Raw genomic sequence first — 19,667 nt, 5'->3', positions numbered from 1 at the left:
CATCTACAGCTTGAATCAAAAAATGACGATTTTTCTTGCGGGGGAGGGGTAAATCGAAGAGTGACTTTGAAGAGCCTTGTGCAGGCGCGATTTGACACTACCCACCTCATTCAAGCTGTCATCATTAAAAGCTTTCTGAGCGTGAGTCAAAAAAGCCTTTTCGGCGTCCTGAATATAAGCCTGCGTTTCTGTATGACGATAGAAAGAGGGGGTTTGATACGTTTTCTCTGCCTCTTTTTGTTTACTTTGGGCTGGATAATAACCGCCAAAGCTATCGATTCCGGGCAGCCAGCGACCACCAAAGGGGCCATCACTTCGTTGAAAGTCTTTAGCGAAGGCTTCAAGAATATTGGTAACGGCCTGATTATTGGTGGAGGCTGCAATAATCAAGGGAGGTTCTGTTTCAGCTAAAGCGGCTTTGACCCATAAAGACGCAACAGCAGAAAGTACAAAGGTAGTTTTTCCTGTGCCTGGTGGGCCATTTACTGCCAGGATTTCACCTTCATCCATAGCAAGTACTTGTGTCAGCGCATCGCGTTGAGCAATAGCCAGTGGGTATTGGGTACCCGCATGCCCCAAACGGGTTGTCATGCTGGTTAATGGATGAGCGCAGGGTTGATAGTGTTCCGTCTGGTTGAGCGCATAGCAATCCATCAATGGAAGGTGGCTATCTGACCTGGAAAGCCAGTCGTAAAGTTCTATGATGCTACGAGCTGCGCCTTTATGGTCATCAATTTTGAGTATTCGCCCTTCATCAGCTTTGATAAATTCATTTTTAAGCCGTTCCTGGGGGCAAAGGTCGTCAAAAAGCTTACAGGATATTTCGTAATACGATTGCCAGACATCAACCTGTTCTGAAGATTTCAGCAGTGTAATAGCGTCTGTTTCCGAGAAAACGCTAGGCGCTGACTTGGTTAAAAACCGATCAAGCGCTTCAACCTCAGCCAGAGTAAAACGGTCATCTGCCTGAGGATATAATAGATCACGAGGGATAACTGGCGGGTCGGCAGGCACCAGGCGGCCATCTCGGGCGACCCACGCGCCGCACAGCAGAGGAGTAACGACCTCGGGATAAAGCGCTGTTTTCTTGGCTCCATGCTCCATTGGCGCAAAGTAAACGTGCGGGCGAATAACGGCCCTGACGACCTGCTTGTTGTCATTTTCCCCTTCAAATAGTTTTGCCAGCAAAGGGCTGTCTACAGGAAGGCAGCCAGAGCGTAAGTTGCTGTGTTCCAGTGCATAGGCAGGTTTTAAATCATCGTTTTTTAATGCTCCACGTAAGCTTTCTGAATCAGCCAAAGAGTTACGCCAATAGCGCAGCCATTGTTGTGAGCGATTAGCCTTGATGCTTCCATGCTGTAATGCTTTTTTCATACCGTTGTTTGCTTCCTTGTTTGTGTAACGTGCATCTTCATCCGTCATGGTGATATTGCCCTCTCTATAATGACTGAAGGCAATAAGCCTTGTTTGATGGAGTGGGCCGCTGGTTGTTATAAAAATCGCACTGGAAATAGATTCAATTAATGGAAATTGAACGGCAGACATTCACTGAAGCAGCCCCAACGCTGCTTGTGTCCGACATTGGCAGGTAATGCCTGCAGTTTTTCCAGCGCACGATGCGGGGCCTGGGGCAGGTTTTCTTTCAGCGCCTGAGGAGTTGCTTGCTTTGGAATGTCTACATCAAAGCCCTGAATAAGGTTGCTTGCCAGTGCATGCAGGACAGCGCCAATCCACTGCAATGTCACGCCGCTGCTTTCATGCCAGCAGATGTCCAGGGCGGCGCTGAAGTGGGTGCTGGCTGTCTCAACGTCCGGGCGGGTTTGTTGCATCAACAGCCAGCCACGGTAGGCATGAATCAGCTGCCATGGGTGGCCGTCATGCCACTGCCACTGATGAGCTTGCGAGAGATAGTCTCGGGTTTCCTCTGCAAACATCTCCGGGTGAGCGACGCAGGCACGCAGCATGAGATGATGTACATAGGTTTCATCGCCGCTGCCGCCATGGGCAAACCGTTGTGCCGCCGGGGTTAATGGCTTACCGGTTTTCTCCATGATCACCTGGCTCACCCGGTCGCGGGCGGCCTGGGGTGAATGGCTGCCATCGTCAAGCTCTACCATGGTCAGGTAGGTGCTGGTCTGGAGACGCTCGCGTTTTGCTTGCGTTTCGTCGGAGAGCTTATCGATCACCGCCAGGCTTTTGGCAAAGTAATCCTTGGCAAGGGCGTTATGGCGCTCGAAAGCTTCCAGCTGCCCAAGGGTAGAGAGCAGCTTGGCATGGTTAAGCCGCCCGGGAATCGCAACGGGCTTTTCTGTCCATGCTTCAAGATGCTCTTTCATTACCGTAAAATCGAAGTGATTGGTCGTTGCAACCGCAGCGCGAAGATACGCATGGCAGACAGCGTGGGCGTTTTCCTCTTCAAGCTGGTTACCCAATTGAAACAGTTTCCCTACACCCTGGATATCGACGCGACCCTGATGATTGGCCAGCGCCAGTTGAGCGCTGACAAATTCCAGCTCCAGCTCGCCACCAAATGAGCCGTTACTGGGCTTGTAGCGTTCCAGCCAGTTAAGAGCTGAAGCCAGCTCTGATATATTCAAGCCCTTGATTCGCTGACGACGCTTGACTTCCTCAAGTAGGCGTTGCCATTCGGCATGATGTTGTTGCACTTTGCTGCCAAAGCGCTCTAGCCAGCCGGTGAGTAGCCCTTGCGGCCCCTCATGATCGGCACCAACGCAAAGGTCAAACCATTCCGATACGGGAAGCCGGTCACTATGGGAAAGTGATTGATATAAATAAGGAAGTGCTTGCTTGGTGTTAGAATCCAGCAAGCAGTTTCCGAGCAATTGAGACTTTTGCATTCGGTCATTACTGATTTTTGCCGGACTGCCCCAGGTGTAAGCAACCGCATCCGCATAAGCGAGGTGGGGGTGTGTTTTTTCAACAATCTGCATGTTGAGGGTCAGTAGACCAAAACGCTGGGGATAGAGTGTTTTGAATTCACCTTCCAGCATTTCAGAAAGAGATGTGAGCTTACCATTTTGGGGGTTATAGCCACTGCGAAGCTCGATGCTCGCAGTAACGCTCAATGGCTTGTTGTCTTCAGCAGGCAGCATGTAAAGCACCCAGCGCACAAGCTGGATAACATGGTTCATCCAATAGCTGCCAGTAGCTAACCTATCACGCATGGTAAAGCCAAACACACCCACCTGTGGTGTGGTAAGGAGATTATGGAGGACTCTATCAACTTCGCTATGGCTGGCGTCTTTGCCGTGGAAGTTGCTTTTGATGACAGGCAGATTGGCTTCCTTGGGCTTGATCACTGCCACCATTCGGCCAATGCCTGATTCCTTGTGAGATGCCAGGTCAGCGTCGGAATCAAAATGCTTGCCGGTTTCATCAATCAGGATTTCCCATTGTGATGAAGGCGACAGTGACCTGAGACTATTGAGGTGTTCCTCGCCGGGTTTGAGCACGACCGGTGTCAGTGAAGAGGTGTTCACAGCATTAGGTTGCCCCTTTCCTTTTTGCTGGTATTCACATGCACGACGTTTACGGCTCTCTTGATTTTCCTTCCACTTATCCAGTGTGATGGTGAGGTGTTTGTAGACCTGTGGCTTGTTGTTATTTTTCATGTTGTTAAGCCAGGTATGCAGGGCCTCACTATCAGGTCCTGCTTTGTCAAGCTTGTTTATTAATGTCTTGCCCAGCTCATGAGCGTGACGTCCAAGACGTAACTCATTTTCAAACCGGGTAATGGCTTCCTGCATGTCTAACTGAAGAAGCTCCTGTCTTGCCCGAGCGATATCGGCTGCGTTGTCCGTTTGGTCCTCTCCCCACACTGCACGCATAAAGGCCAAGCGGCATAGTTTGTCAATTTTTTGCTGAACAGCTTTGTTATCCGCAGCATTCTTGCTGCTGTGTTTCACCGACGCTTGCGCTTGGGGGGCGGCTTTGGCGACTGGTTGAAGATCTCGGTGTGTTGGCGCTTCAAAGGTTTTTTTAGTTAACGTATGCTCTTTAACGTCAGTAACAACGCCATTATCACCGCTTGAAGCCGCTTTGGTCAGCTTCAGTGCATCCAGTAACTCTTCCCGGTTATTACACCGTTTCGCCTTGCCAGCCTTCAAACGGTCGTCCAGGTGTTGTTGCTGCTGATCGTTCAGCTGAGTAACCAACTGAGGGCCAGCAAACAGAATCAGCGACACTCGCCCAAAATGATCCTGCAGGCTGGTCAGCTGGGTCTGGATGTCCACTGCAGATTTGTTGGCTGGAATGGCCGCCTTGACTTCCACAATGTGGGTCCGGCTTTGATGTTGCACAAGCAAATCCGCCTCGCGTTTGGAGTTGCTGTTGTCTTGCTCTTCACCACCTTTCAGGTTGAGGGCAACACCGCTTTCGGGCACGCCTGCTTCCAGCACCCAGTGATAGACCAGCTGTTCCAGCCAATCGCCTTTTAGCCAGTTTTTGATGTTCTTGGCGGGGGCTTTCAGATTCTTATGGTTGCCCGGCAATTTAAACTGTTCGCCATCCCAGTGAAACACCGGCTCATCAGTTTTGGGTGGCAATGCATTAAAACGTTGCAGCCAGATCTCAATATCTTCCAGCGTGGCCTTTCCATCAAGGCGTTCAATCAGCTCAGCCCGGGCTAGGGTGATGGATTTTTCCGGATGTTCTTCCTTATGCCAGATGTGGTCAAGCAGGTTGAACAGACAGGTCAATCCGGCATCTTGCTGTTGCAGGGCATCAAAGATCTGAGCGGCAAGGTCGTCATTTTTGAGCTTGGGTGTACCTGTCTCGACACTTGGGTTATAAAGCCTGGCGACATCTATGGCCGCTACTTCATCAAGTTGTTTGGACGTTGGCTGGTGTGCAGAGGACTGCAGCTGCAGAAGGCCATGTTGATGGGATGCCAGCTGAAAATGGCTGAGTTCGTTATTGTTCTCCGGCTTGTAGTCCAGACCATCCCAGTGCCGACAGGTGGATAACGCCAGCGACATCGACTTGGTGCCCCCGGTCAGGTTCAGCCAGTGGGGCTTTCCGCTGAACTCGGCGCTTTCCATGAAGGGAATGAATTTCTTATCTATCCATGTTTGATCCCCCAATGGGTCGTTGCCGGAAAAAGCGTTTTCCCCGTTTTCTTCACCAATGGTATGTAGGCGGATTTCAGGCTCGCGCTGTTGCAGCACCTCGGCCAGCCGTTTAGCCGCTTCCTGCGCCTTGTCAAAATCGCTGACAACCAGCACCACATCCGTTGGCCGGCGGGTGAGAATCGCTTCCAGGTTAGGCAGCGAGAATGCCGACATGACACAGGTATACACGAGAGGGGTGAGGGGGCTTTGGTGAGTGTTCATAACAGGGAGAGACTCCCTTCTCCTTTAGCGAATCAGTTAGAATAACGGCTGAAGCCGGTAGGTAGTTCCTGCATCATATAGTAACCTTGATGAGCCACTTGTAAATTAGCAAAAATCTTTCCACGTTTGCCAGGGAGGGCAAATGACGCCTTCAGCGATTGCGATTAGCCGTTATCGTTTCACCTTGACGGCTCAGGCGCCCTTTACGCTACGCGGCCACCCAGGGGCCATGTTACGCGGGGCATGGGGGCATGCCTTGCGCGCATTGGCCTGCAGCACGGGGCGGCCACAGTGTACGGATTGCCCACTCACGGCTAGTTGCCGCTATGCCGTGCTTTTTGAGCCAGCGCCGGACAATCAGCGCAGCATTCCCCCACCTTATACCTTTCAAACACCGCTAAACGCCCCGGAAAAATTAACAGCGGGTGAAACGTTTCAGTTTGACATGGTGCTGTTTGGCAATGCCTGCCAGGAGCTTGGGCTTGTTACCTGGGCCTGGCAGGATGCCGCCCGGCGCGGCCTGGGAGAGCAACGCACCCCAATGCAACTAACGGGGCTGGCCTGTGAAACGGCGCCCGCCCAATGGCAAGCCTTGTGGCAGGCGCCGGCATCACGCCTGGCGGCCGCGCCACGCATCCCCGCCCATCAAGCCACGCTCGTGTGGGAAATGATGCCACCGGTGCCACCCAATGGTGTAACGCTAAGCATGACTTCCCCGCTGCGTCTGCAGGTCAAGGGTCGGGTCGTCGGTGCTGAGCAAATCAATGCGGAATCCCTGCTGAATACCCTTTGGCGACGCATTCAACTGTATAACAAGTACTACCTAAGGCTGCCCCTGAGGGAAAGGCCGCCGGTGGAAAATCTGCACCTGCATACCCAAGGCCTTCATCGCCAGCGTTGGCAGCGCCATTCCCAGCGGCAAGGCAAGTCGATGCGCCTGGATGGCCTGCTGGGCACGGCAACCCTACATGGTGATCTCACCCTCTGGTGGCCCTGGCTATGGCTGGGTCAATACACCCACCTGGGCAAGAATACGGCGTTTGGGCTGGGGCAATACCAGCTCAACGCGCTCTGAGCGCTGACAAGTTTTTCGCCAACCCACCGTCGTAACGGAATAAGGCAGAGTGTTACTTTATTACCATGTCAGGAGGACATTTGATGCTTACCAGGTTTCACTCCAGCCGCCGGTACGTTCGAGGCGCTTACCGTATCTTGCCTTGGCTGCTGGCAACCAGCGTGTTGTTTAGCGCCAACGCCGCCGCTCAGGAAGTGCGTGTTTTCAATGCTGAGACAACCGGAACCGACACCCTAAGCTGCGCCATTGAAGGGGAACTCTACCTCTACGGGCGCTGGCAGCAAATGGAAACCCTGGTGTTTGAAGCCGAGCGGGGCAGCAATGCAAAGGTGCCCCTGCAAACGTTGGACGGCAGTACTCGCACGGAAGGGTATATCGAGTTTGATGGAAACGCTCTGGCGCTGTGTGACCGCCGCCATGGCGTTGTGCGTTCCCCGCAGCAATGCCTGGTGCTGGAAGCCACCCGCTGGCAGTTTGCCCGAGGCGCCTACCAGCGCTTTCGGGCGGAAGGTTTTCTGCGAGGGCACGCCCGCTGCCTGGCATCTGGCCGCTAGAACCAAGCCGGGGCCAGTCATCACCGGCCCCGGCACGAACATCATTCCCCATATCGCTCTGCAAAAATCCAAAAGGCAAACAGCGCCATCCAGATCACCGCCATTGCCAGCATGCGCACAAAGATGTCCAAAATGGAATATCGACAAACAGACCTAACGTTTCTGTTGAGAAGACTCTTCTTTAAACAGTTCGGGAGACCTATCCTTCATTAGGTCTTCACAGGCGGCTTGGTGAGCCATGCTTTCCATGAGGAAACGAGAATGTGTAAAGCCGGTGTGAAGACATTCCACAGCGACTTCCTTGGAAATCATTGGCAACGTGTGGTATTGAAGACTAAGGCTTATGCCGTCATCAAGCTTGTCGGCTTTTTTTCGTAGAAACCACGCCAACCGTTGCTTTAGAGTTGGTTTATGGGGGGCGGCATCTCGGACCACCACTTTGGCCCCCCAATGAACGGTTGTTGCCGACGTGTTTGTGTTTTCAGGCGAAGGCGTGGTCATAGTCTATCTCCAAAATAAGTGGTCATCTGTTGTCCAGGATGATGGTTAAGGCACGGGTAACTGGTCTCATAAAAAACGAAATGCCAAGTGTTAATGCACCTGCGTCGTGGTGTTGTTGTTGGATGAAGGGCACGGATAGGCGGGAGGCTGGCTGGTTCACGCTGAACTGGCGTGTTTGCCAAGGTGGCCCGGGATTATCGCGTTTGACATCCTCGTAAGGCTGATGCCGTCAAAGCATGAGCATTTTTTCGCCAGGGCACGGGGCAGGCTTTTTGTTTCCAATTATCCGGTGCTCGCCCAGGCGATGTTGAGGGAGCTGCACTACCGTCAACAAGGTTCTGCACAGGTGTCCACGCGCCAGGATAAAGAGCATATCCCCGGTATCGTGTCGCCAGCACTCTACATCCGGGTTCCCCTGGTACTTGACAAGTTTGGTTCGCTCAACATTCTTGGGTAAACGGATTTGGACCAGTGCTTCACGCGACAGGTAGCGGTTGATCTTGCGTACCTGATGGTTGGCATTGCCCTGATACTGTTCAAGCCGCTTGAGCGCATGTTCCGTAATGCCAACCGCGCCGAAGTTACGGGGCCATACGATAAAACTTGGGCACCGGTGCCGAGGGCGAATAAGAAAGTCTTCCTCTTCAAGAGCGTGAGTATTCGCGCCTGACTGTTCTTGAAACGCGTTATCCCATGGGTAAGGCGAAAGGTCAGGGCATTCACTGGCTAGGCTGGCATTACTGGCCGGCTGGTGAGTTCTCAGGTAGTTGGCATACGTATAGGCGCCAGCGCACGATGAGGTCTTTCTGACGACCGCGAGTGTCTCAGGGTCAGAGAAAAAAATGAGTGGCTGGTGCTGAGCGGGATCATTTCGAAAGCTGGCACAAGGGGCTGGATAAAGGACGTGATGAACAGCAACCAGCTCTGATGCCGGGCGGACGTCGCGGGGCTTTACGTCTTCGTATTCAAAGTCAATGGTAAGGACGCCGCGTGTTAAGCATCCGTAGCGCCAGGCGACCCTGGCGCTGAAAGGGGTTGGCTGGTCGATGATGCACGTTTGGACAAAGTGGTTCATGGTTTCTCCTGGTGTAAGGCCGCTACCGATATCCGTGAGGATGGAGCGGCCATCAAAAGGCGTCAGCCCGAATGTCAAGCTTCGTGCGCGGCCAGCAAGTCCATCACGCTTTTACGCCAGTCGATGCGGAATTCATCGCCGGTCTTGCGATAGCCGATGAAGTTATTGACCCCACTTTCCAGCACTCGATGTAACGAGCCCAGCCGTTCAATCACCACGATGCCAAGGGGCACCAGCACGCCGGAAAAATCCCCATGGCAATCAGCTGACTACTCAATTCAAACCCACTATCGGTCCCGGCGGCGGAGGGTTATTCCTTATATCGCTCTGCAAAAATCCAAAAGGCAAACAGCGCCATCCAGATCACCGCCATTGCCAGCATGCGTAGCGTGACGAGTTGCACCATCAAATCCGTGGTATGGATCTCTCCAAAGGTGCCCACCAACGGGATGATGCCCGCCACCAGCATAAGAAACGACCACATCAACAGCACAAAATTTATAAATACGAGCATAAAACACTCCCTGTATCGTTAAAGGATTTCCCCTGATTGGGAAAGCGCATTATCGAGCCAGGGGGAAATAAGTGGGGGAGGGAAAATTTTTCACGCCGTGCAGGCTGATTAGGGGCAGGGCAGGCGGTAATGACAGTTTGGCAGCATCATTTCCGTTCCGGATACAGCCTCAACGCCGTTATTCCGGATTTAGCCTCAACGCTGTCATTCCCGAATGGGGTTATCGGGAATCCAGTTTGACCTTTCTTAATGCAGCCCGGGAGCCTGAATCACAATGGATTCCCGCTAAGGGCATGCGGGAATGACGGGGTGCAGGGCTTGCGTGCCCCGTCTTAATCCCTTTGAAAGCAGGGAAGGGTCCGGACGGAAGATGATTGATTCGCAAAGGGTTGCGGAGGGTCTTAATCCCTTTGAAAGCAGGGAAGGGTCCGGACTTCAACGACTGACGAATGGGCAAACGGCATGTGTCTTAATCCCTTTGAAAGCAGGGAAGGGTCCGGACGCAGGAGTATGAGATGTTGTACGCATATAAAGTCTTAATCCCTTTGAAAGCAGGGAAGGGTCCGGACCGTCAGCACCCGATCAGCCACGCCCTGCCCTTGGTCTTAATCCCTTTGAAAGCAGGGAAGGGTCCGGACGAATGAGAAGCCGTTCCTCATTAATGAGGAGAGTCTTAATCCCTTTGAAAGCAGGGAAGGGTCCGGACCCTATGGCCTAAAAAAGGTGTTTATTATCAGAGAGTTGCAAGCCAAATTTTATGACTGTTTTTGAACATAAAAAGTTGCTACAAATTTCTGAATGTGGTAAGGGTTTGTCTCTTTGCCTTACCCACCTCGATCACGCCCTGCTAATATTGCCCAGGTAGCGGATGAATTTCAAGTCTGGGTAACCCCTCCATAAACATCCCTTCCATAAAGGGCAGTTTGCCCCAGCAGTGGATGGGCTCCCCGCATGCCATGGGGTAACCACGGATATCGTCTTCCAACGGGTTGATCAACTGGCTAAGCTGCTGTTTCAACACTGCCAATTGCCGAGCATCGCCCTGCCACAAAAATACCGAACGCTGCAGCGCAAAGGCACACTGCTGAAGACAAGTGTGTACCCGGCGCAGGCGCTTTACATCGCGGATATCATAAGCAATCAGGTGCCACTGTGGCTGGCTCATGGCTGGCCTCCCTGTTGGGTTTCCTTGTCGATATGGCGGGCCAGCACGCCTGCATAGCGGTTAAGTGTTCGCCGCCAGCGGGGCATGGCAGTATCCAATGCCTGAAAATAAAGGCTGCGGCCTTGTTTGCCCATAATGCACTGCGTACCTTTTTGCGTCTTCAGGTAGGAAAAATGGCGGCCATTCAGGCCACCGTGGCCAAACAGGCCCACTACCCAGCTTTCAATATGCGGCCGCAAGGGCTCCATGATATCGCAGGCCAGCGATTCACGGCCGCTACACACCCGGTGGTAAATACCCAGGTCATTATCCAGCCCATGGATTCTCAGCTGACGAATGGCTTCTTTATGCACCAGGGTGTAGGTGAAGGACAGCACCGCATTGACAGGGTCCGGTGGCGGGCGGCGTAAGCGCTGAGTAAAGCCCAGGCTGGCCGGTAGCTGGGTACGCCAATATTCAAATAGCTGGCGCTGGGCATAGCCTTCCATGCCGCGCAGGGCGTTTTCGTCCTGTGTGTTGAAAAGGTTGGGCACCTGCTGGCGTAAGTGACAGGCCAGGGCATCTGCCTTTCCATCACGGCCGTGCAAAACACTGGCGGACACCTTGAACTTATGCGCCACCAGTTGGCGAGCCATCTGCGCCCTGAGGGTTTCATCGCACTGCCACTGGTACTGGCGGACTCGCCGAGCAGCGCTGCGCACCTGATCGGCAAACAGGCTGAAGCTATGGGCGGCATGGCGTGAATTGACCAGGACAAAATCAATGCCGTGCTTCATCAGCTGGCCGACCAGTTGCGTAGTGACCACCGTGTTATGTAAACACACCAACTGGCTGATGTGCTTAAGAGGAACTTGACGCGGCGGCAGCTTGGCTGAACGGATGATCAGGCAGCGGTTGTCATATTCATCGTGTTAAGTGCCCCCAGCAGCGGCCATCAGCCGGATTTGACATAGCCATTTTTCATGAGACTCTGGTAAATTAGCTTTGATAAAGGGGCCGGGCAGTCGCCACTTACCGCAAAACTTTTTACCCCTTGCGTCAGGTTCATCCCGTACCTATCGTCTCCATCAGAAAGTCGCTGTCAGGGCCGTTCACCCAAAACAGCAACCGCCTGGCAGGAAAATTTTTACGGGGCGACAGCGAAAAGACATCCGCCGATACTGTGCAAAACGTCACAAGACAAAACAGACACCACAAGGAGCGTGCCATGACCGTAAATACAACCTCGACTTCCTCTCAGGAACTAACCCTGCTGGCAGTGACCGGTATGTCACCTCAGGTAGTGACGGAAACCCTGTATGGATTGCACGAACAATCCAATGTTTGGCCCAGCCGTATCGAGATCATTACAACCCAAAAGGGCAAGCAGAAAGTTGCCGAAGGCCTGTTTGACGATGGCTACCTGGCAGCGCTGTGTGATGAGCTGGGTATGCCCGCCTACACCCGTGAGCAGGTGGTGATTCGTGTGGTGCCGAATGCACAAGGCGAGCCAGTGGACGATGCCCGCACCGAGGCGGATGCAGAGGCGCTTGGGGATTACATCATGCAAACGGTGCGCGACTTGACGGTAGACGGCAGTGCGCCCCTGCATGCGTCCATTGCCGGTGGTCGCAAAACCATGACCTTTTATCTGGGCTATGCCATGAGCCTGTTTGGCCGCCTGAGCGATAGCATGTCTCACGTGCTGGTCAGCGAAGGCTATGAGGGCCTGCCGGATTTCTACTATCCCACCCGCGTCTCACGGATGATCAAGACCTTTAGCGGCCAGACGCTGGACACCGCTAATGCCGAGGTGAGCCTGGCGGATATTCCCTTTATCCGTCAGCGTAAACAGCTGCCGGAAATGTTGCGCCACAACGATAGTACGATGAGTTTTCGCGGCCTGGTGGAGTTGATTAACCTGGGGGAAGAGCCGGAGCGGTTGGCTATCCGCCTGGATGCCGTTACGCGGCAGGTGGAAATCTACAGCGGCGACAAGCAGTTGCAAACGGTGGCCATGGGCGGGCTGTTTGACTGGTGCTGGTATGAAGTGGTGGTACAGGCGACCCGTGAAAACGATGCCAGCCTGCGCCGCTTCGCGCCGGACGGCGATGAAAACGGCAGCTACCTGGGGCACCGGGTAATGGAAAAGCTCGCCGAGCATTTGGCATTGCCCTACGACGCGGAGCGTGACCTGCGCCCCCAGGTGGATGAATGGATCAACCACCACGAGCAGACGCTAGAGCAGGCGGGAATCCGCCCCGGTGATTTTGGCTCCAATATGCGCTTCGGCCTGGATGTCAGCCAGATAACCACTCGGCTTAACAAGCGCCTGAAAAACCGCTTGCCGACGGAAATCGCCAAGATGGTGGTCGCGGCCATGGTATTTGATCACCAGGGCCAGAAAACCAGCGGCTCGAACAACAAGCGCGGCGGTTATGGGCTGAGTATTGCCCCCGAGCGTATCCGGGTGGGCTGATAGCCCCATGGATGGCCGCCGCAAGGCGGCCTGGCCAGACACTTAAATAACCACTGACAAGTGCCAGTTACCTGATGCTTTTTGCACATCGGGCAGGGGTAAGGCATGCCTGAAGAAAAAGGAAGTTAATATGAAATTCAAAAAAGGAAACGTGATGAAATCAATAATCAAGAATGCACTGTTAGGCGGTTTTATGGTGGCTGGAATGGGGTTAGCGTCGTTGGTATCTGCCAATCCAAATAGCGAGTATTGGGCGAAACATGAAAACGGTTTTTACGTGGTTTTTGGGCAAGGGAGCGCAGCAAATGTAACAGCAGTATTGGGCACTGTTGATAATCAGGAGTATTTAGCTTTTAGTGTGGCTTACCCCGACTGCCAGCAGAAAAGGATCGAAGGGCGGAGTCAATTTACTATACCAGTTGCCGTCAATGGAAGACCAATGAATGCTCAAGTTGATTGTGTAGAAGTTAAACAGGAGATTGAAGATGCACTTGTACTTTCGTTCCCGAATTATGCGGATTCGCCGTATGTCATTAATCAGTTCAAAAAATCCCGCAAAGTTATTGTCAAAATAGGCGATGATGAGCATACCTTCTCCGCTATGGGGTTTAGCCGTGCCCTGCGGGATTTTCGACGCGCTAACCGTTAACGTCTGAAAGTGTGCAGGATTATTCAGTTTGGCAGCTGAGTCGCTTTTGGTGACAGTTATGTTGGCTCCTAACTAATGGATTGATTAAAGTCGTTCGTCAAAGTGAAGTTTAAATAAAAAACGATAAAAAAGTGAGGTTTATTATGAAAGCAAACAAGGGGAGCGTGATGAAATCAATAATCAAGAATGCACTGTGGGGTGGAGTTTTTCTGGCGGGAGCGGCAGTGTCATCTGTTGCTTATGGGATGGAAAACCGTGATGCTTGGGAACTAAGATATTTTGACTATTACTGGGTTTGGGAAAAAGGAGAAGAGTCATTTAATAAAGCTCTTTTAATGCAAAACAATGGCCTTTATGGAGTGCATTTTGTTGGGCCCGACGAACCTTGCGATCAGATTGCTAAAAAAGGTTTGCATAATAATTCAATCGTGCCATCTTTTATTAATGGTAAAAGTGTGATGTTAAGATTTTTATGCGTTGAGAATAAAGAAGGCCTTGATTTCGATGCCGTTTCACTTTCAGCGGATAGCTTAGAAGGTAATCGATATATTGTTGATCAGTTCAAAAACTCCCAGGAAGTTGTTTATAAAATAGGCGATAATGAGTTTGTGTTTTCTGCCATGGGGTTTACCCGTGCCCTGCGAGATTTTCAACGCACTAACCGCTAGCTGCTGAGAGCGGGCCGAAGGCAAACGCTTTAATAAAGGAGAAGAATGTGAACACATCGTCTTCGGCCCCGCAGGATGCGCTACTTGATGAACTGCTCGACCCCTGGTTGGCGGCCCAGCCGCCGCAGGGGTGCTTGATCCCGCTGCCCGCCCAGACGGGGATCGGTAAAACCCACGCCATCCTCAATAAACTGCTCAAACAGCTAATGGCGGCTCAGGCCAGTGGTGCGCCGCCACCCCGCATGTATTACATCACCAACTCAGTGGATAACGTTTTTCAGGCCTTCAACACCTTGAATCGGCTAATTGACCAGCGCCCAGAGGGCGAGCGTCAGGCGCTAAAAAAGTATCTGGTTTACCTGCCCAATCAGGGCCAGCAGTTACGCCGTGTCAGCCCTTGGTATATTGATCATCTGATGAAGCGGTTTGGGCTGGATGGCAACAAACACATGCAGGCTGAATGGAAAAGCCTCAGGCGTTACCACCCCTTGGGTCAGGGTGCCCCGGATGTACCGGCCGAGATAGAGTCCATGCTCACGGAGATGGCAGGCAGGTTTTACGGCGGACTGGCACAGGCCATTCAACGCAGGCAGCGAGAAGCACCGCTGGATATCAATGCCGATGACCAGGCTGCACTGAACGCCCTGATGCCTGGTAACTGCCTGATCACCGATGACGACCCGGCCTGCCTGGGGTTCATGACGACCCGCAAATTCCTGCGCGGTTTTCACACCACCCGGACGCGTCACTTTCCCGGCCGAAATGCCGGCAATACGCTGATCATCATGGATGAGTTTGATCGTCAGAATGAGATCATTCTGCAACATATGGTCGAGCAGAAGGCCGTGGATCTGATTGATTTTCTGCGCGACCTCTATGCCAATCTCAACCGCTACCGGCTGGAGCGGTCTACCCGCTATGACGGCATTCATGAATTGCTGGATGCGTTTACGCAGCAGTTGAATAGTTTTGCTGAACAGTGGCAGTTGGAATTCGCCTTTAACCTGGAGGGTGACTCCCTGCACAACAACCGGGTTCAGCTGTTTTCCGACAGGGCCGTAACCCACGCCCATAGTAGTCAGCACCATTTAAGCCTGAACACTGATGTCGCCAAGCACAAGAATGTTATCCAAAGCCTGAATAAAAACGCCCCGGAAGGCCTGGACGAGCAGGCGCTGACGCGCTTTGTGAACGGGGCGGATCGGCTTTACCAGGGCTTTATGCACACCATGCGTCAAGCGGTCTGGCAATATCAGCGTAACACCCCGGATGAGACACGCCCCGGCAGTAGCGCTATTCGCCAGCGTGACGTCGTCAACGCTATCCTGGAACACTACAATTTGGCAGAAAAAGAAGCGCTTGTGATGGAGGCGCTGGATCTACAGGGAAAACCGCATACCGGAAAGGCCGGGGGGCAAGGCGTTCTCAGCAACTACCATGCGCGAGGTTTCAAGCTGACCAGCATTCGGCGTAACGGCGTGGATGGTGATACCGTGGGCTGTCTTCACACCGGCATCAGCCATACCCCTACCAGCCTGCTGGCGCAGTGGGTTGAAGCCGGTGCCTGTGTGCTGGGCATTAGTGCCACGGCGGAAGCCCCTACCGTGGTGCATAATTTTGACCTGCATTATCTGGCCGGGCGCCTGGGCTCCCAACTGCAGCCCCTGAGCGCTGAGCAGCGTAGCCGCCTTGAAGCCTGCTATCATGCCTGCCGCCGATATGACGAAGAAGGGATTCTGCTGGAAACGCACTTTATCGCCCCGCAGCGAGCGACGCTCAGGCAGGCATTGAACGTTCACGAAAACAAGGTGATACGTCAGCCTGTGCGGTTGCTTAACCGCTGGATGCAGTTGGATGATGAGAGTGAATTTATTCTCGATTGGGTATCGCGCCTGATCGTGGCGTTAGCCACTTTTGCTCGCCAGGATGACAGGCGCTACATGCTGGTATTGCTTAATCGTACCCTGAGCCCTGTCGGCCATGCCAGGCTGGTCGAATTCCTGCAGGCGTATCTGGACCGTCAATCCAGCGAAGCTGGCACCGGCAACGTTTATCTGGCGGCGGGAATGAATGCCGAGGCCATGCGCCATAACCGCTTTGAGAAAGTGCGTGAAAAACTGTCCAATGGCGAGCGAGTGGTGGTGCTCTCTACCTACGCTTCCATGGGTGAAGGGAAGAACCCGGAATACCCGGTGCAGTGTGAGCATGATCGTCAAGCGCTGTGCTGGGTGGGAGATGGCCCCGCACCCGAGGAAGTCAAAAGCGATATTGATACCCTGTATCTGGAAAAGCCTAGCTACTGCCTGCTCAGTGATGCAGACAACTCCCAGGCAAATCAGCTGCTGCTTTTTCACCAGATCATGGTGTTGCAGGAGGTCGGCTGCCTTTCCGCGCGCGATGCCCGGAGATGGGTGATGGATGCCCTGCACGGGGTTCCGCATAACAGCCACCTCTCCCATTATTATCAGACCAGTGATTTTAAGGCACAGGTGTGCAAGATGGTCGAACAGGCGGTGGGGCGTATGGCCAGAACCGCCTTCAAACGTTCCCGTATTACCTTGCTGGGGGAGGACGGCCTGGTGCCCATCCTCGCAGAAGATAGCCGTTCGCCCCACGGCCGCTCCCACGAATACCTGGCGATGTTGAAGGCCGCTCAACATTACTATAACAACGCCATCCCCTTGCCAGAGAGCCAGCAGGAAAAGCATCAACAGCGTATCAATCGCGCCCGCCTGAATACCCACAAAACACTGACAGCGATCAGCGTGCTGCTGGGCCAGTTTGGTCAGTCGCCATCCGAGGGCAGCATCCAGGCATGGGAATCACTGCGCACAACGCTGCTCGAGCGGCCAGTGATGGATAACCTGGACTCCCCCTTGTATCTGGAATCCCCGGACCCGGAAAGCTACCGTTATAAGGGCAGCCTGGAGGTGGTGCCTGGCTATCGCCCGCTGCGCTGCGACGTAGCATTCTTTGAGCTGGCAACCGGTGGCAAATGGGTCAGCGAAATGGAAAGCGGCCTGCCGGTTGTTATGCGTAACCCGCAGGTGAAAGGGTACTTCGAGGCTCAGGGGTATGCGACTCAGTGGCCCTCAGGCAAGGTGCTGATGAACCCGGCGGCGTTTAATAACCTCTATAAAGGCGCCCTGGGGGAGGAGGGCTGCAAGGCCGTGCTGGAGCAGGCCGGGTTGCGCCTTCTGGAGGTGCCCGCGTCAGTTTACGAACTGTGTGATTTCATCATTGAAGACAGTGGTGAGCGGATCGCGGTGGATGCCAAACACTGGAGCCAGCCTGGCGACCCCACTGGCCATGCTCATAAGGTCGCTAGGCTGGCGGAAGCGGAGGGCATCCAGCGGTTTGTGTATATCAATCTTCTGGGGCAACCCCAGCGGGATTGCCAATACCTGAACCATGATATGCGCACTGATAACAATGCCGGTAACCAGTTGCTGACGGTACCGGGGCTGTTGGATCAACAAAGCGGTGCCTTGCTGGATAGGCATCTGCACGCATTGATTGACTGGCTGGCACAAGGAGATAAAACATGACCCCGGTACTGACAAATCTGATTGAGATTGAACAGCTGGATAGCACGGCGCTGGCCAGGCGCTTTAGCGTGTGTAATGTAAGCTACAAAGGCTGGAGCCGTGAAGAGCGCAACAAACACCTGGCCCACCTGCCTGGTCATTTGTACCGTGCCAGCCCGGTGCTGGCGCTCAATGGGGTTGGCAGCCATAACGCGTTTTATCTGCTGTTGCCGGTGGAGGCAGCGCAGTCAGCCATTTTTTCAGGCACGGCCTTTGCCAGTGAGGTGCCGGCCGGTGATGCCCTGGCGTTTCAGTTTCTGGCACTGGATAGCCTGGCCGCTTGGCTTCAGCTGAGCCTGCTGATTCGTGCCTTGCCCAGAGTGCAGTCGCTGCATGTCCAGCCACAGCGCCTGGCTCGCTTTGAGGCGGATGGGCTTTATTATGTGGTTCACCCGGATACAGGTAAAGGCAGAGTAGTCACCGTTCAACCTGAGTACAGCTATAGTCACGCCATGAAGCAGCACTATCTCGATGTGTCCACTGCCACCTTTACCCGGCTGGAAAACTTCCGGAAAGAAGATGGGAGCCTTTACGCTGATGCGGCCAGAAAACCACGCTATGCGCTGGATGACTTGGGCGAGCAGCTTTTCCGGCAGGCGGGGGGCAGCTATATCAAGAAACCCCGCTACGCCGGGAGTAAGAATCGCGTGGATGCTTTCAAACTGACAAACACCAGTCTTGAAGCCTATTATCAGACGCGCTTGGGTGTGCTTTCCCTGTTTCTGGAAGACCTGCACCAGGCCTACGCTGGAAGCCTGAAGCTGAGCCTGCAGTCAGTGCCCATGGATAATCGCAGTGTCAAGCAGGGAGAGGTCGAGCGGCACTATCAGGGCCTGTACCGCTGCCTGGTTCGCAGCCCCTTGGTTATCGTCAATCGTACTCAGTCGTCGAGTGTCTCTGCTCAGCTAGAAGCGGAACTGCTTAAGCTACTGACACCTTCGGGCAACGATATACGAGTCATCCATCGGGAGGATGTGATGCCTGACGGGCTTAACCTTCTGTTGGTAGATAAAAAGACGTACTACGAAGAACACAACATTGACGACCCCTACCTCACCACCCGGCAGGCGCATCCTGACGCCATCATTCAATCCTGCCACCCGCAAAGCCTGGCAAAAGGGGCGAGCCACACCGTAGAGGTCCTGCTCAAGGAGTTACTGATCAAACAGGAAGTCCAGCAGCGCCGCCTGTTGCTGGATTACCCATCGCTGCCGGAGGATGTCTGGCTGATTCATTCGGTGAAGCCCGAGAGTCAATCATTGGTATACAACACCGAGTGGCCCATGGTGTATGCCCGATGCCACAGGGGGCAATTGACGTTTGCAGAACTTCCGCAGAGCGTGAGGGAATCACTTGAAATTCACTTGAAGGAGGAGCATCGCCGTCAGGTGCTGAAAGGCAGTATCAGAGCCGATGTGATGTACTGGCCGCAGACGGGGCAGTACTTGATGATTACGGATACCGAGGTGGCCTGCCTGCCGGATCTGCCGCGAATAGATCAATGGATCAAGGAAATTGATCATACCCGTGACCAGGGTATTCCTGCCGAAATCGTCCGGCAGTTTGCGATGGATTACCCCAACAACCCCAATCTGGAAGCGCTTCAGACGTTATTGCGTCAGCATCCACTCTGTTTGCCGGCAAGCACTTTTGATCGGTGGCAGAACAAAGGCAGGGCCAACCAGCAATGGTTTGACTATCTGGCCGAGGCGGGATATCGCCTGAAAGCGCCGTTTGCGTCCGCTCAGAAAGGGGCGTTGCAGGCAACGGTGGGGCTGTTATGCAACCGTGAGCAAGGGATATATGCGGCTGCCGCAGCCGGATCACCGCATCGTGACCAGAGTAATTTCAATCATCTGTATAAGGTCGTAAGCCACAATGGCCCGGTGCCAGGCTGGTTCTGGGATTCCCTGCAGGTATGGCACATCCGCCACCGCGGGACCACAGTGACCCCTTATCTGTTCAAGCACCTGCGTGAGTATGGATGTCATCAACAGTTGATCGGTAAGCTAAACCAGACAGGCTCCGATAACCTACTGAATGAGTTTATCTGAGCACCGCCAGCGAGAG

The 19,667-nt window shown here is 53.6% G+C and carries 14 protein-coding genes, 1 pseudogene and 1 CRISPR repeat array; of the genes and pseudogenes, 7 read left to right on the top strand and 8 right to left on the bottom strand.

Annotated elements, in window-relative coordinates; genetic code table 11:
* Positions 1-15: 15 nt before the first annotated feature.
* Entirely contained in the window at positions 16-1,545 is a 1,530-nt protein-coding gene (locus ACU6TU_RS09835; protein WP_447141264.1) for an AAA domain-containing protein, read from the bottom strand.
* Positions 1,521-5,351 (bottom strand): hypothetical protein, encoded by a 3,831-nt coding sequence (locus ACU6TU_RS09830; RefSeq protein WP_447141263.1) that lies wholly within the window; start codon positions 5,349-5,351, stop codon positions 1,521-1,523. Before ACU6TU_RS09830 ends, ACU6TU_RS09835 begins: the two co-directional genes overlap by 25 nt.
* Before the next feature lie 142 nt (positions 5,352-5,493).
* Here ACU6TU_RS09830 and cas6 point away from each other — a divergent pair, with 142 nt between their 5' ends.
* Both cas6 and ACU6TU_RS09820 read left to right on the top strand, forming a co-directional pair.
* Positions 5,494-6,426 (top strand): CRISPR system precrRNA processing endoribonuclease RAMP protein Cas6, encoded by a 933-nt coding sequence (gene cas6 / locus ACU6TU_RS09825; RefSeq protein WP_447141262.1) that lies wholly within the window; start codon positions 5,494-5,496, stop codon positions 6,424-6,426.
* 83 nt (positions 6,427-6,509) lie between these two features.
* Positions 6,510-6,980, top strand: a complete 471-nt coding sequence (locus ACU6TU_RS09820; protein WP_447141261.1) for a hypothetical protein — start codon at positions 6,510-6,512, stop codon at positions 6,978-6,980.
* 153 nt (positions 6,981-7,133) lie between these two features.
* Here the strand turns inward: ACU6TU_RS09820 and ACU6TU_RS09815 are convergent, their stop codons facing one another.
* The 6 genes and pseudogenes from ACU6TU_RS09815 to cas1 form a co-directional block, all read right to left on the bottom strand.
* The gene (locus ACU6TU_RS09815) at positions 7,134-7,481 is read right to left on the bottom strand and encodes a hypothetical protein (protein ID WP_447141260.1); all 348 of its coding nucleotides are present in this window, start codon (positions 7,479-7,481) and stop codon (positions 7,134-7,136) included.
* A gap of 229 nt (positions 7,482-7,710) precedes the next feature.
* Complete coding sequence (locus tag ACU6TU_RS09810; protein WP_447141259.1) at positions 7,711-8,556, bottom strand: hypothetical protein; 846 nt, start codon at positions 8,554-8,556, stop codon at positions 7,711-7,713.
* Between the two features lie 74 nt (positions 8,557-8,630).
* Entirely contained in the window at positions 8,631-8,795 is a 165-nt protein-coding gene (locus ACU6TU_RS09805; protein ID WP_447141258.1) for a hypothetical protein, read from the bottom strand.
* Positions 8,796-8,866: 71 nt separating this feature from the next.
* Positions 8,867-9,070 (bottom strand): hypothetical protein, encoded by a 204-nt coding sequence (locus ACU6TU_RS09800; protein WP_447141257.1) that lies wholly within the window; start codon positions 9,068-9,070, stop codon positions 8,867-8,869.
* Positions 9,071-9,399: 329 nt separating this feature from the next.
* A CRISPR array of direct repeats spans positions 9,400-9,776; the repeat unit is 36 nt; unit sequence GTCTTAATCCCTTTGAAAGCAGGGAAGGGTCCGGAC.
* 141 nt (positions 9,777-9,917) lie between these two features.
* On the bottom strand, positions 9,918-10,235 hold the full coding sequence (gene cas2, locus ACU6TU_RS09795) for a CRISPR-associated endonuclease Cas2 (protein WP_447141256.1): 318 nt from the start codon (positions 10,233-10,235) through the stop codon (positions 9,918-9,920).
* Positions 10,232-11,125, bottom strand: a pseudogene (cas1, locus tag ACU6TU_RS09790) (CRISPR-associated endonuclease Cas1); the annotation flags it as partial. The pseudogene cas1 and the gene cas2, both read right to left, overlap by 4 nt.
* 317 nt (positions 11,126-11,442) lie before the next feature.
* On the opposite strand from cas1, the gene csm6 reads away from it, so the two are divergent.
* From csm6 to ACU6TU_RS09765, 5 genes are all read left to right on the top strand, one after another.
* Positions 11,443-12,693: a CRISPR-associated ring nuclease Csm6 gene (gene csm6 / locus ACU6TU_RS09785; RefSeq protein ID WP_447141255.1), complete on the top strand. Its 1,251-nt coding sequence runs from the start codon at positions 11,443-11,445 to the stop codon at positions 12,691-12,693.
* A gap of 130 nt (positions 12,694-12,823) precedes the next feature.
* A complete protein-coding gene (locus ACU6TU_RS09780) occupies positions 12,824-13,342 on the top strand; it encodes a hypothetical protein (protein ID WP_447141254.1) in 519 nt (172 codons plus the stop codon).
* Between the two features lie 143 nt (positions 13,343-13,485).
* The gene (locus ACU6TU_RS09775; protein WP_447141253.1) at positions 13,486-14,010 is read left to right on the top strand and encodes a hypothetical protein; all 525 of its coding nucleotides are present in this window, start codon (positions 13,486-13,488) and stop codon (positions 14,008-14,010) included.
* A 47-nt stretch (positions 14,011-14,057) separates the two neighbouring features.
* Positions 14,058-17,558, top strand: a complete 3,501-nt coding sequence (locus tag ACU6TU_RS09770; RefSeq protein ID WP_447141252.1) for a hypothetical protein — start codon at positions 14,058-14,060, stop codon at positions 17,556-17,558.
* Positions 17,555-19,651 carry a hypothetical protein gene (locus ACU6TU_RS09765; RefSeq protein WP_447141251.1) on the top strand — a complete coding sequence of 699 codons (2,097 nt, stop codon included), beginning with the start codon at positions 17,555-17,557 and terminating at the stop codon, positions 19,649-19,651. Before ACU6TU_RS09770 ends, ACU6TU_RS09765 begins: the two co-directional genes overlap by 4 nt.
* The last annotated feature ends 16 nt before the right edge of the window (positions 19,652-19,667 follow it).

This window comes from Halomonas sp. LS-001, from assembly GCF_052983955.1.
This window is presented reverse-complemented; position numbering and strand designations above follow the sequence as displayed.